At 45.3% G+C, this 13,231-nt stretch carries 15 protein-coding genes; 8 read left to right on the top strand and 7 right to left on the bottom strand.

Annotated elements, in window-relative coordinates:
- The first annotated feature begins 183 nt into the window (after positions 1 to 183).
- On the top strand, positions 184 to 699 hold the full coding sequence (locus tag ABL924_RS16095) for a DUF2380 domain-containing protein (RefSeq protein WP_349028119.1): 516 nt from the start codon (positions 184 to 186) through the stop codon (positions 697 to 699).
- Positions 700 to 715: 16 nt separating this feature from the next.
- Here the strand turns inward: ABL924_RS16095 and ABL924_RS16090 are convergent, their stop codons facing one another.
- The gene (locus ABL924_RS16090) at positions 716 to 1,378 is read right to left on the bottom strand and encodes a MarR family winged helix-turn-helix transcriptional regulator (RefSeq protein ID WP_349028118.1); all 663 of its coding nucleotides are present in this window, start codon (positions 1,376 to 1,378) and stop codon (positions 716 to 718) included.
- Positions 1,379 to 1,380: 2 nt separating this feature from the next.
- Here ABL924_RS16090 and ABL924_RS16085 point away from each other — a divergent pair, with 2 nt between their 5' ends.
- Genes ABL924_RS16085 through dhaL form a run of 3 tightly spaced genes read left to right on the top strand, consistent with a single transcriptional unit; the run spans position 1,381 to position 2,580 of the window.
- A complete protein-coding gene (locus ABL924_RS16085; RefSeq protein WP_349028117.1) occupies positions 1,381 to 1,644 on the top strand; it encodes a DUF2024 family protein in 264 nt (87 codons plus the stop codon).
- 56 nt (positions 1,645 to 1,700) lie between these two features.
- Positions 1,701 to 1,901 carry a DUF1289 domain-containing protein gene (locus ABL924_RS16080; RefSeq protein ID WP_349028116.1) on the top strand — a complete coding sequence of 67 codons (201 nt, stop codon included), beginning with the start codon at positions 1,701 to 1,703 and terminating at the stop codon, positions 1,899 to 1,901.
- A gap of 43 nt (positions 1,902 to 1,944) precedes the next feature.
- Complete coding sequence (gene dhaL, locus ABL924_RS16075) at positions 1,945 to 2,580, top strand: dihydroxyacetone kinase subunit DhaL (protein WP_349028115.1); 636 nt, start codon at positions 1,945 to 1,947, stop codon at positions 2,578 to 2,580.
- Here the strand turns inward: dhaL and dhaK are convergent.
- The 3 genes from dhaK to ABL924_RS16060 form a co-directional block, all read right to left on the bottom strand.
- Complete coding sequence (dhaK, locus tag ABL924_RS16070) at positions 2,563 to 3,552, bottom strand: dihydroxyacetone kinase subunit DhaK (RefSeq protein ID WP_349028114.1); 990 nt, start codon at positions 3,550 to 3,552, stop codon at positions 2,563 to 2,565. The genes dhaL and dhaK overlap by 18 nt on opposite strands.
- Positions 3,553 to 3,869: 317 nt before the next feature.
- Positions 3,870 to 6,104, bottom strand: coding sequence for a DNA topoisomerase IV subunit A (gene parC / locus ABL924_RS16065; RefSeq protein WP_349028113.1), 2,235 nt, complete (start codon positions 6,102 to 6,104; stop codon positions 3,870 to 3,872).
- Positions 6,104 to 6,604, bottom strand: a complete 501-nt coding sequence (locus tag ABL924_RS16060; protein WP_349028112.1) for an acyl-CoA thioesterase — start codon at positions 6,602 to 6,604, stop codon at positions 6,104 to 6,106. Before ABL924_RS16060 ends, parC begins: the two co-directional genes overlap by 1 nt.
- A gap of 988 nt (positions 6,605 to 7,592) precedes the next feature.
- On the opposite strand from ABL924_RS16060, the gene ABL924_RS16055 reads away from it, so the two are divergent.
- The 3 genes from ABL924_RS16055 to ABL924_RS16045 all read left to right on the top strand — a co-directional run bounded on the left by ABL924_RS16055 (position 7,593) and on the right by ABL924_RS16045 (position 9,923).
- Positions 7,593 to 8,192, top strand: coding sequence for a YdbL family protein (locus tag ABL924_RS16055; RefSeq protein ID WP_349028111.1), 600 nt, complete (start codon positions 7,593 to 7,595; stop codon positions 8,190 to 8,192).
- Positions 8,193 to 8,194: 2 nt separating this feature from the next.
- Positions 8,195 to 9,523 carry a 23S rRNA (uracil(1939)-C(5))-methyltransferase RlmD gene (gene rlmD / locus ABL924_RS16050; protein WP_349028110.1) on the top strand — a complete coding sequence of 443 codons (1,329 nt, stop codon included), beginning with the start codon at positions 8,195 to 8,197 and terminating at the stop codon, positions 9,521 to 9,523.
- 190 nt (positions 9,524 to 9,713) lie between these two features.
- Entirely contained in the window at positions 9,714 to 9,923 is a 210-nt protein-coding gene (locus ABL924_RS16045) for a hypothetical protein (protein WP_349028109.1), read from the top strand.
- A 166-nt stretch (positions 9,924 to 10,089) separates the two neighbouring features.
- Here ABL924_RS16045 and ABL924_RS16040 read toward each other — a convergent pair whose 3' ends face one another.
- The 3 genes from ABL924_RS16040 to ABL924_RS16030 form a co-directional block, all read right to left on the bottom strand.
- Entirely contained in the window at positions 10,090 to 10,893 is an 804-nt protein-coding gene (locus ABL924_RS16040) for an IS4 family transposase (RefSeq protein WP_349028108.1), read from the bottom strand.
- A complete protein-coding gene (locus ABL924_RS16035) occupies positions 10,823 to 11,491 on the bottom strand; it encodes an IS4 family transposase (protein WP_349028107.1) in 669 nt (222 codons plus the stop codon). The genes ABL924_RS16040 and ABL924_RS16035 overlap by 71 nt, the downstream gene beginning before the upstream one ends.
- A 372-nt stretch (positions 11,492 to 11,863) precedes the next feature.
- The gene (locus ABL924_RS16030) at positions 11,864 to 12,259 is read right to left on the bottom strand and encodes a hypothetical protein (RefSeq protein WP_349028106.1); all 396 of its coding nucleotides are present in this window, start codon (positions 12,257 to 12,259) and stop codon (positions 11,864 to 11,866) included.
- 37 nt (positions 12,260 to 12,296) lie between these two features.
- On the opposite strand from ABL924_RS16030, the gene ABL924_RS16025 reads away from it, so the two are divergent.
- Entirely contained in the window at positions 12,297 to 13,019 is a 723-nt protein-coding gene (locus ABL924_RS16025; RefSeq protein WP_349028105.1) for a M12 family metallopeptidase, read from the top strand.
- Positions 13,020 to 13,231 lie beyond the last annotated feature (212 nt).

The raw sequence follows: 13,231 nt of genomic DNA, 5'->3' as shown, positions 1-13,231 counted from the left end.
GGGGCAGCCGCAGGCATTGGCGGTCGCGTTAAGTTTTTGCCGCTTGTTTGGACAGGATGTCCTCAAAACAAGCTTTCGCAAAAATAGCGACTCCCCGCGTTGTATGATTTATTGTACATTAGCGTAACGTAATGCACACCATGATCGGTCAACAGTAATCAGGAACAATTAAGTAATAATTTTATGGACGCAATTAAAACGATTCAATTACACACCCTAATAATTGCACTATTATTTTGTCTATCCTCTGGCAATGTAACAGCCCAAAGTCGCATAGCGGTTCTAGATTTTGAACTTAAAGATCTCACGCTTAAGCCTGGTGTGCCGGAAGAAATAGAGCGTACGGCTTCAGTTAAGCCGATGTTGGAAGAAGAATTACAAAAATCAGGTTACGAAATTGTGACGATCCCAATGGATGTCCAGCTACAGGCAACATCGGGGGTTGGTTATCTGTTCGATCATCACGATATTGCCGCGCAACTGGGGCAAAAATTTAATGCAGATTATGTGGTCGTCGGCAGGTTACATAAACCGAGTTTTTTGTTTGTGTACTTGATGGCGCATTTTGTCGATGTAAAACAGCAGAGGTTGATTGCCGATTATTTGTCTGAAGTGAAAGGCGGTGAGAAAAAATTAACCCGTAAAGGCGTGGAAAGTTTGGTTGTTAAGGTTAACGAAACTTTGAGCGGCTTGAAATAAGTTCGCAACAATTTGTTTATAGAACGCTATGTTCCTGACATATTTTTCGGCTATCTTCTTCGGTCAGTTGTTCCTTAGTTAATCCACATAAGTACCCATCTGGTAATTCAGTAAAAAATTGGCAGGTTTCACAAATTCCAAAAGAGTGGGATTTGTTCGATTTTTGCAAGGCACTTAGCATATTGACCAAGGCTTCATCGTAACGCGTCAGCTCATCTTTATTTAATAAATTAGCCGCTTGAATGAATAACTCAGACGGTCTCGCTTGTGCCAACATCGCGTTTCCTTCGGGCAATAGGCTAAGATGAATAACGCGTCGGTCTCCGGTGTCGGTGGTTTTTTTAAGGTAACCTTTTTTTTCTAGCAATAATAAGGTTTGTGAAACTGTTCCCCGCGTCATGCCCAAGTAATTGGTGAGCGCAGCGGGTGTGTCACTGTATTTATTGCACCGCGACAGATAGTCTAGAACCTGTAAGTGGACTGATTGCAAACTAAATTGAGTGCATTTCTTGCGTTCTTCCGAGCGCATTAACGCAGACATGCGTTCAATTACATCGAAAACAGTGGTTTTTTCCATAATTAAGGCGCTCCAGTGATGGTGTGTTGACAGTGGAATAATGGTAACATAAGCCGTGCGTTTCGATTCGCTACTTTGCAATGGTTTTTTTTTTGGAGACAATTATGCCACTTTCTCACGTTTATGACACTTACGCAAAAGCCGCAACTGGCAGAATTATGCACTTTGATGTCGTTCTTGATGAACAGAACCAAGACAAAGCCTTACAATATGCCAAGGAATGGTTAGCCAGTATCGGTCACGCGGATGCGGTTGTGACGCAAGAAAATTGCGCTTTTTGCCACAGTGCCGAAGCACCACCTGAACTTCGTAAACAAATAGATAGTCAAGGTTATAGCATATACAGGCTCGAAGGCTGTCCGAATTAAAGATTCGAGTTGCCATTAGCTTTTTTGCTTTGATACGCTAAATCAATTTAATGACGATGTCAGATCAACCCGTTGCATCACCCTGTATCAGAAATTGTTGCCTGAATGAAGAAGATGTCTGCTTGGGTTGTTTCCGCTTATTGCCTGAAATTGTGGGTTGGTCAGATGCCGATACTACCGAACGGCAAGTTATCTTGAATAACACAAAAGCTCGTCGTGAAGCTTATCATGAAAAATACAAACGGTATGCTGGATAGGGCCACAATGTTTGTTTAATAGGATTTAAACGGAGTTACTCTCATGTCGAACACAACGGCTTTATTGCCTGAGCTAATCTTGGCTGTAGCCAAAACCATTGAAAACAATGCCGAAGAATTGACCTCGTTAGATCAAGCTATTGGCGACGGCGATCACGTCACGAATTTGCAGCGTGGCATCCAGGCTTTAGCCGCACAAAGCGAGGCATTAAGTCAACTCGCTTGGCAGGCAGCATTGCAGAAAATAGGTATGACGGTTATGGCATCCATAGGTGGCGCATCTGGCTCGCTTTATGGAACGCTATTTTTAGCCATGAGTAAGAACTTGCAAGATGAGCCATTAACATTAACGACTTTTGCCGATGCGTTTTCAAAAGGTGTGGAGGCCCTCAAGCAACGTGGGAAGACGGATAAAGGCGAAAAAACCATGCTTGATGTGTTGATTCCGGTTGCAGAGCGGCTAAGTCAGAATGCAAATACCCCAGATGTATTCGAGCAGGTCAAGCTAACAGCCGTAACAGGTGCAGAAGCTACCCGCGATATGGTTGCAACTAAGGGGCGAGCTTCATTTTTGGGCGAGCGTTCACGAGGGCATATTGATGCGGGCGCGAAAAGCAGCCAGTTGATGATTTGTGCAATTGTTGATGTGTTATCTGAAAAATCAACAACCCCACCGTAATGCCGCAGTATGCACAGGCGCATCCCACAAGCTTGTCAATTCCTCATCTAACAAGGTTAAGGTAATCGAAGCCCCTGCCATATCAAGCGATGTGGTGAAGTTACCGACTAAGTGCCGAGTAATGCGTAACCCCCGTTTTTGCCAGAATGTCGCCGCCAAATCGTAAAGCAAATACAGTTCCATTAACGGCGTACCGCCGAATCCGTTGACATGAAGCAGTACTTCTTGACCTGCTTTGGGCTGTAATTCCTCATCAATAACCTTAGCCAATTGTTCTACAATTTCCATTGCGCTTTTTAAAGGCACAGTTTCATGGCCGCGTTCGCCGTGGATACCTACGCCGATTTCAATTTCTTTATCGTCAAGTGCAAACGTTGGCTTACCTAGGGCAGGGACGGTGCAACTGGTCAAAGCAACGCCCATTGATGCAGTGACAAGGTTGATGCGATCACCTAACGCTTTGCATTCAGCCAAACTTGCGCCTTTTTCAGCCGCTGCACCGACCATCTTTTCCACAATTAAAGTTCCCGCAACTCCGCGTCGTCCGGTGCTGTGCGACTTAGGCAAGGACACATCATCGCTAACCAACACAGAAGCACTTGGAAATTCCAGCATTTCCGAGGCGATTTCAAAATTCATCACATCACCGGCATAATTCTTGACGATGAATAAAACGCCGCCACCTTGTTGCACGGCTTGCGCCGCAGCCAACATTTGATCTGGGGAAGGGGAGGTGAATATCTGGCCTGGGCAGGCGGCATCCAACATACCTGCGCCCACAAATCCCGTATGTAAAGGTTCGTGTCCAGAACCGCCCCCTGAAATTAATACAACTTTGCCCGGTTGTTTAAGTGTTTTTCTTTTGACGTAGCGGAGTTCTGCGTTGAATTCAATAATGTCGTTATGGGCTAGGGCAAACCCTTGCAGGCTTTCGTTGAGGATTGTGTCTATGTTATTGATGAATTTTTTCATGGAATACTCCTTCTCATGACAGTTAATGGGGTGATTGACATCCTCAACGCTTCTTACTTTCCAGTGTCAAGAGTAAGAAGAAAATATTGTAAGAAGAAAATATTATCTTCACTCCACTAACACTACGTTTCCAAGATTTTCAGCGGTTGCACTTCAATTTTGAGTGCGGAGTAAGATTTCAGCAACATTTTTAGAAGAAATCTCAGCTAGAAAATTCGTGATGATTCGAAATGGCATCTTTTCCAAGGCTATACAAAAGATTTTGGATTTAGTCAATCTTGATGCAAAGCCACGTCTTTTAATTAGAACGAAACTTTTTAACCAGCCGTCAACCCGTCCACTTTTTGAAATCCTTTAGGCAAATTCAAGCCCCGATTCGCCCGATTGCCGGAGTAATGGGCTATATCTATGGCTTTAAGTGTTAATTGACGCTTTCCAGCCACAACTACCAATTGCCCGTTAACCGGAATTGCAGCCATTGCAACCACACGATCTTTGTCGGTCGCTAAATCTTTGGTCGGGATTTGGATAATTTTATTGCCCTTCCCTTTTGCCAGTTCAGGTAACTCCATCAAAGGGAAAATCAATAACTTCCCTTGCAACGTAACAACTGCCAGCAAATCCGACTGATTAGCTATCAATGCAGGTCTAACGACTTTTGCACCTATCGGCAGTGAAATCAGCGACTTACCCGCTTTATTTTTGCAGATCAGCTCTTTGACTTGCACCCTGAAACCATAACCCGCACTACTTGCCAATAAATACCAATCATCAGGATTTCCAGCCAATAAGTAAGTGAATAATGAACCGGGGGCTGGATTCAGCCGTCCGGTTAGTGGTTCACCTTGGCTTCTTGCGGAAGGCAAGTCATGTGTGGTGGTGCTGTACACCCGTCCCGTGGAATCTAGCACGTACACAGGCTGAGTTGAACGGCATTTTGCGGAGTCGAGGAAGCCGTCACCGGATCGATAACCCAAGGTTGCCACATCAATATCGTAGCCTTTTGCCGCCCTAATCCAGCCTTTTTCAGATAAAACAACAGTTAATGGCTCGTTGCTTATGAGTGCAGTCGTGTCTAAAGCCTGTGAGGCTTCCCGTGCGACGATAGGTGAACGGCGATTGTCGCCGTATTTTTCTGCATCTTCCTCAATCTCTGATTTTATCAAGCGATTTAATAGCTGCTTGGATGCCAGGATTTTTTCCAGTTCTTCTCTTTCTTTCTCCAACTCCGCTTGTTCGCCACGGATCTTGATTTCTTCCAGTTTGGCAAGATGCCTTAACTTCAATTCCAGAATGGCTTCAGCTTGGATGTCGGTAATGCCAAAGCGTTCCATCATCACAGTTTTGGGATGGTCCTCAAAACGGATAATGGCAATCACTTCATCGATATTCAGAAAAGCAATCAGCAAGCCTTCTAACACATGCAATCGTGCCAGCACCTTATCCAGGCGGAACTGTAAGCGTTTGCGGACGGTTTCCGTACGGAAAGCCAGCCACTCGACCAATATTTCCCGCAAATTTTTGACCCTGGGTCGTCCATCCAGGCCGATCATATTCATGTTGACGCGGTAACTTCTTTCCAGATCAGTCGTGGCAAACAAATGCGACATCACTTCATCGATATCAATCCGTTTCGATTTCGGCATAATGACCAAACGGGTCTGGTTTTCATGATCCGACTCATCACGCAAATCTTCAATCATTGGTAGCTTTTTTGCCAACATCTGCGCGGCAATTTGCTCCATCAACTTTGAACCTGACACTTGGTAAGGTAAGGCTGTGATAATAATATTGCCATCTTCCTGATCGTAGATAGCTCGCATTTTTATCGAGCCGCCGCCAGTGATATAGATTCTTTGTATATCCTCAGCGGAAGTGATAATTTCAGCTTCGGTGGGGTAATCGGGGCCTTTGATGTGCTCTAATAGTTGTTCCAACGGAGTATCGGGTTTATCCAATAAATGGATACAAGCCCCAGCGACTTCAACCAAATTGTGGGGAGGAATATCGGTTGCCATGCCTACCGCGATGCCCATCGTGCCATTTAACAGCAAATTAGGCAGCCTTGCTGGCAAAATATCAGGTTCTTTTAACGTACCGTCGAAATTATCCGACCAGTCAACCGTCCCCTGCCCTAATTCGCTCAATAAAGTTTGTGCGTAAGCGGTTAGCCTCGATTCGGTATAACGCATGGCAGCAAAAGATTTAGGGTCGTCCGGCGAGCCCCAGTTGCCCTGCCCGTCAATCAAGGGATAGCGGTAAGAAAAATCCTGCGCCATCAACACCATCGCCTCATAACAAGCGGAATCGCCGTGCGGATGGAATTTACCCAGCACATCGCCCACGGTTCGGGCCGATTTCTTGTATTTGGCGAGTGCGGTCAAGCCCAATTCGGACATCGCATAGACAATCCTCCGTTGCACCGGCTTCAAGCCATCGGCGATATGCGGCAAGGCGCGATCTAAAATAACGTACATGGAATAATCCAGGTACGCTTTTTCCGCGAATTCCTTTAACGGCAAGCGTTCACAATTTTCTTGTACGGCACTCATTATCTTAACTCTTCCTCGGTTACATCGATGTTCAATGCGCGGACTTTTTCAAGGCTTTCCTGGCGTAATTTTTTGCGTATTTCCGCTCCGGCGTAACGCCGTTTTTCTGCCTCAGTTTCTAAAGTCAACCGCGCGACTTCTATTGTTTTTCCGTGTTCATCCAAAGCGACCATCGTAAAATAACAAGAGGTGGTATGCCTTTTTTCATGGGTTCGTAAATTCTCGGCTATCACCTTTACGCCAATTTCCATGGATGAACGACCAACGTAGTTAACATGAGCATAAAAAGATACCAGCTCGCCAACATTCACCTGCTGCATAAAAAAAACCTGATCTAACGCCGCCGTCACCACATAGCTTTTACAGTATTTGGCCGCGCATGCATAAGCGACTTGATCCAGTAATTTAAGCAACGAACCACCGTGGACATGACCGGAAAAATTCGCCATATCCGGTGTCATGAGGACAGTCATGGTGAGGTATTTTTCTTGTTTGTTCATTTGAGGAAAGTTTGGTATGTAGTGGCAAATCGTAGATTGGGATGACGTTAGGAATTTCAACAACTCAGTTCTTCAACTGTTCTTTGGGTTGTTGCCTCCCTCTCGGAGGTGTCCTGAATTTTGTGTAAGTTGCGGTTAATTACGGATGAGGTATTCTCTCCTAAGGCTGAATAGTATACCTATTTAAAGCAGGTTTCCAATCACGCGAAGGTATCGCCCATTTTTGCTGATATTGATAAGCACCAAATAGACGGCGGTTTCAAGGTTGAAGTGAAAATTTCATGACTATATATTTCAATAACATATATTTCTAAAAATACTGAAAAAAGCAATTACTTATGGTTTCCATAAGTAAACCCCAGCTTAAAACAGGCGCGGCATAACAGGGTCTTCATGCCAATTTCTCTCCAGAGGCTGGCGAAGACATTATCGGTTAATAACTCCCTTTGCATTCAGAAAATCTATAGTTAGTGCTGGTGGTTCTCTGATTTTTGTGGCACTCTCATCAAGTACCCTACTTGAGGGAGCTTCAACTAACCGTAATATACTCATTCAGAGTACTATTATATTTATTTATCAATGTGTTACTGTATTTTATGAGCTCCGGAACTTTAGATCTATAAACACGTAAATAAACGCGCTAGTGTAGTTCGGGCGACAAATTGTTCCTGTATTGCTGCACTCACATCGTCCATAGCATCCAGTTCGTCATTTAGGATAAGGTACTTTGATATTAAAGCATGTCCCTAATGATGTGCTTCGAACTCGCTAAATTTGTAAATTAATTTAGATTCCTTAGAAACATCCTGTTTTCACTGGGCTAGATTTTTTCCAGATTCCCACAGAGAATTCCGTACAATTAAAGGGGTTTTCCAAGTGACTTTCGTGGTCAGGGGAATTTAAATCAATGTATTTAACCGTCTAACCCTAGCTCTTTCCCTAAAGGACGAAGGTGTTTTTAGATTTTTAGTAAACTTTGGAGTGTGTAATGAAAAAAACTTCTTTGCTTGGCGCGTTAATGCTTACGGCATGTGTCACCATTAACATCTATTTTCCTGCCGCAGCTGCTGAAAAAGTTGCCGATGAAATTATCAAGGATATTCAAAGCAATATCCCGCAAAAACAACAGCCAAAGCTAGAGCTAGAGCCTAAAAGCGAACGATCTGATATGCAGACCAGCTTCTACAAGCTTATTGACCAAGTCATAAACTTCGCCATTTCTCCAGCACAAGCCGCCGAAGCCGATTTATCCATTGATAGTCCCGAAATTAGGCAACTTACTGCATCAATGGAAAAACGATTTTCATCATTACAAAGTTTCTACGCGGCGGGAGCTATCGGCATAAAAGCGGATGGATTTTTAGCGATAAAAGATGCTGCCAGTGTCCCTCTAAAAGACCGTAACCAAGTCAATAAATTGATCGCCTCAGAAAATGCAGATCGGCAAGCACTTTATCAAGCAATTGCCAATGCTAATGGACATCCAGAATGGGTTACGCAAATTAAATCTACTTTTGCAGCCCACTGGATCAGCAATGCCCAATCAGGCTGGTGGTATCAATCCTCTGGTGCTTGGAAGCAGAAATAAATATGGCACGAACACGAAAAAAACCGTTACCGATCATTCCGGTAAAGGCAACGATAAGCTCCCTGACCCATGACGGCAGGGGTGTTACCCATGTGGACGGCAAGGCGGTATTTATTGATGCAGCCTTACCCGGCGAAGAAGTTGAATTCCTTTACACAGAAATTCGCCGCGATTATGCCGAAGGTCGAGTTGTTAAAGTATTGACGGCATCCGAACACCGAGTTGAGCCCTTATGTCCGCATTTTGATATTTGCGGAGGGTGCAGTTTTCAGCATGTGGATTCGGCTACCCAAATCCAAATCAAACAAGGTTTGCTTGAAGAACAGTTTAAACGTATCGGCAAGATTAGTATTTCAGAATTATGGGAGCCTTTAATCGGCCCGCACTGGGGCTATCGCCGCAAAGCGCGCATGGGCGTTAAGTACGTCGCCAAGAAAAGCCGTGTGTTGGTCGGATTCCGCGAAAAACGAAATCCTTATCTGGCGGAAATGGATAATTGCGTCGTCATGCACCCTATCGTCGGTACACGGCTTGTTGCTTTGGGCGAGATGATTGAAGGCTTAAGCATCCGCGAACTTATCCCCCAGATTGAAGTCGCTATCGGTGATGAGCAATGTGTGTTGTCGATCCGCGTATTGGAACCGCCGACAGCAGAAGATCAGGAAAAGATGCGTGCTTTCGGCAAAGCCCATAATTTAACACTGTGTCTGCAATCCAAAGGTCCAGATACCATCGTGCCTTTAGATGGCGAGCCGGAAGTTATTCCAACTTACGCTTTGCCCGACCACGGCATAACATTCAAGTTTCGACCTGCTATTTTTACCCAGGTCAATTATGAAATTAACCGCCTTATGGTCAACAGGGTGCTAGATACGCTTAATCTGACTAAGGACGATACCGTACTTGACCTGTTCTGCGGTCTGGGCAACTTTACCTTACCGCTTGCTAAATATGCTGGCTTAGTCGTTGGTGTGGAAGGCGATCTGCCATTGGTTAAACATGCCAGGGAAAACGCGCGGCATAATGGTATTGAAAACGCTGAATTTTATGCGGCAGATTTAAGCAAAGACATCAGCGATCAACCCTGGGCAAACCGCAAATACAACAAAATTTTGCTCGATCCATCCAGGGCGGGTGCGTCAGAAGTGCTGCATCATTTTAAACACTGGCAACCGGAGCAGATTGTTTACGTATCCTGCAATCCGTCTACTCTAGCGCGAGATGCCGGTATTCTGGTTAATGATCTAGGTTATAAGCTTGTTAAAGCAGGTGTGATGGACATGTTCCCACAAACTGGACACGTCGAATCGATAGCTTTGTTTGAGAGGTGAAAGACCGGATTGAAATAGGTATGGATCTACAGATCGGCGGAAGCAGTAGCCGAAACTCATTAGATCCATTCCAAATAATCACACGACACCAAGCTGGCGTTTTCTTTTAACCATAACGAATAAGGTTAGCTTGTGCGAGCGACAGCGAGCCACAATCTGAACCGGTTGTTGGACAAGCTCGGTGATAGTGATGCAGACTATTACTATAAGAAAATATCTTTCTGGGTTTTGTGGTTGCGGCGAAGGATTTAAAGTCGCAATAGTTGAGACTCAGCAGAAAGCGTTATTTTGGCAACACCTAAGCGGATGGTGGCCATTTAAGGTGGATTATATTGCCTTTTTTCAGGCAAGCGGGGTTCTCGGCTTAACCCTGCCCCGATTTCAGATTTCCCCGAATTAACAGATGCGGTTACATAGGCGACCTTGAAAAACAATTCATCTAATTGAAATTTATAAGTAATTATCAAGATAACCCCCAACCCATCGACCGTAAATGCTAAAATAACCCCCTGTTTTCCGGTCGAAAGGACGAACCATGTTGCCCCCCTCAAGCACCTGTCTCTTAATCACAACTCAGCGAGTTCCGACTTGCTGAGTTGGTAGCCTTGGAGCCGTTCTTGCAACCGGAACCAGCCGTGCCAAATCGTGTCCCAACCAACCCGCCCAGTGTGCTTGGTGTCGGTAAACCCACCTAACTTTGCTAGCGCATAAAATGCCCAGTGTGCAGGCGGTACTGTTTTGGGTAAAGGCTTATTGCGTTCGGTCGCAACCCACAGGACTTTCCATTCGTCTTCGGTCAACACCGTCCCGCAGGTTGTTTCAGCCGTATCCGCGGACTTGTCCAGCAGCTCCCGCAGTTGCAGTAGAAGCACCGCCAGGAAGGCGGTGATCGCCAGCATCCGCTCCAGGTTCCCGATACTTTGGAAGCGTTGCCGCTCAACGCCAATGCCACTTTTCCACACCTTGTGGTAGTCTTCAATGCGGCAACGCAATTCGTAATAACGCACCACTTGTAAGGCGGCTTGGGCATCGCCGATGACTTCTGTGGTCAACAACACCCAATGCAAGGGTTCTGATGAAGCTGGCGCATCGAGTTCTTCTGCCAGGACGGCGTTGATCCGCAAGTTTTCTTCGCACACCGACGACCCCACCGGCATCCTGAAATCGAGTGTTGCCGTGCGTAACAACACGTTCGCGGTGCGTGCCTTGCGGCCACCCCGTTGCGGTATTTGCACGGTATAACCGCATAGGGCGATGGCATCGCGCTGTAGCGTGTCAAAAAGCTTGATTCGGCGTCCACTAGCCTGCGTTGGCCTGGGCGCGGACGACAAAGCGTTGCTTGTTCCGGTGCTTGTAACACAGGTAGTCATAAATGTCCGATTCGCGGTCGCACACTGAAATCGTGCGTTGCACCGCAGAGCCAAGGCATCGAGCCGTGGCTACCGAGGCTTGTTCCCATTTGTAACTTTCCCGGTCCTGGTAGCTGCGTTGCTTGCGGGTGTGGTTCTTGCCGTAGCTCGCCGGGTCACGACACCAATGGCGCTGGGCTATCAGGCCCACTGTGCATTCGCCCTGGGCATCCAGCAACAGCACCGAATGCACCATGAAGCCATTCCGTTTAGTCGTCTGCTTGCCACCCGTCAGACCCAACCCAGCCGCCGCATGTGGATAACTGACGCTGGTGGTGTCGGGGGCCGCCAAAAGCAGTTCCGAGCTTTGTGCCAGTTCTGCAACACGCGCGAAACCGCTTGCCCTAACCGCCTCCGGCTTGACCGCCCCGTTACGCATCAGCCGGTAGCTTCCCAATAAGGCGGCTTGATCGCCGTCACAGCTCTTCGCCAGCGAACTGCCTGCCTGTTTCGCCATCCTCGCCGCCACGTCAACTAGCCGCGCCGTCCTCCTAGCATCCCCAAGGTCGCTTCCGCCAAAGAGTTGTTGTGACCACCCTAGTTCGTCTATTGGAATCATGCTTGCTACAAACCCTATAATTATTAATAGGGTTATAGTTTATTTCTCAAGTAAAATGTGATCAAGAGACAGGCAACATGCCCCGTCCGGCTGGGAGGGAACAAGATCAAGGCAGTTATTTCACTATCCCTGCGTTAGTCCTTGGTGTAGTGGGTTTGCTGATGTTTTTTAGCAGGCATAAAGACGACTAACTTACCTTGTTTACCTAATAGTAAGTTGTGTTGTATTCGTTAGCGCTCTGTTGGTAGCATTACTGACTCCGGTTAACAATTTAGATAAGTTGACAGACGAAACGAATTAACGTAAAAGTTATCGCTGTGTTTTATCGGTAATGAAAATACATCCTTAATAACTACTAACATGGAGTAAAGTTTATGTATTTAAAGCTAAAATTGACTTTTCTTTCTTTCTTTCTTTAGTTCCAATTATCGCCGAAGCGACAAGTAATCTACCATCCTCTGCACCAACAAAAACAGCTAAAGCATATTTTAGAGACAATGTTATTTGGCCTACGACGAATATTCCCATATGCTGGGAAAGTGGGGCATTTGTTGGCTCACATAATGAAGTAATTACAAGAACAGCCCTAAAAAACTCATGGGAAGCAACGTCTTTAGTGCGTTTTACAGGCTGGCAAAAATGTCCGTTAGCTTTTAGTGGCATCAGGATAACTGTCATTGATATTGCAGCATCTCCGCGTGCCCCGCTTGGTATTGAAGGAAAAGCAAAAATAGGAAAAATGCTTTTAAATTTTACGATGAATACCAAAGTGTCTCCTTCGAGCGATCCAACCAGATCGCTTTCATTGCGGAAAAGATGCGCTGAAAAAGGCGTTGGCATTGATCAATGCATTGCATCTTCGGTTGTCCATGAGTTTGGTCATGTTTTAGGCTTGTCACATGAACAAAATCGGCCAGATGATCCGTCAAGCGAACTTTGCCACAGAAACGATCCGGAAACAGTTATTTTTACTGGCGATATTGGTCAATTCGTTTACCACACTTGGGGCAACACCAAATTCACTCCTTACGATCCCAATTCTGTGATGAATTATTGTCGTATTCCTTACTATGGCAACACCAAGCTAAGTCTTATGGATCAAGTTGCTGTTAAAGTCTATTATGGCAACATACCAGGCTTCTCTACCCCAGGTGGTTGGAATGGATTAGTCGGTAGGGGTATCCGAACTATGCGAATACCCAAACTTATGATCAACAATCTTCCCTATAATGCCGTGTTAACTGAATCTGGTATTGATTCAAACCATGACGGCAAATACGATAATGTTTATACACTAACGATAACGTATAACCCATCTGTTCAATCCATTTCACCTGTAACATTAGTAGGTAGTGCAACTAAAGTAGGCAGTGTGATTAATATAAAACCCGGAAGTAAGATTAGTTTTCCACTTTTTAAGTATTCTAGTGCCGGCAAAGTGGTGCGGGTAGGTCATGCTTCCGTAATAAAACGCGCAGATGGCTGGTGGATATTTGATTCCTACAAATATTTTTACGATATTCATTAATAAGCAAATATTGCGACGATTAACTCTTCTACTTAAGCAGTCAATCGTCGTATTATTTTTAATAGTTACTGATTTTTTTATGAATACCTCTTTCACTAAACATAAATACTTTTACGAGAGTGTTTACGTAAAGATACATATATATTTCCGTTGGTACTCTAGGAAGGTAGTTGAATTAGTCAGGGCTACCCACAGCTTGATGGAAGCATTGA

The sequence above is a fragment of the Methyloglobulus sp. genome, from assembly GCF_040079455.1.
In the GTDB taxonomy this organism is placed as follows: domain Bacteria; phylum Pseudomonadota; class Gammaproteobacteria; order Methylococcales; family Methylomonadaceae; genus Methyloglobulus.
Note: the sequence above shows the minus strand (reverse complement) of the source record. Positions and strands in the feature narration are given on the sequence as shown.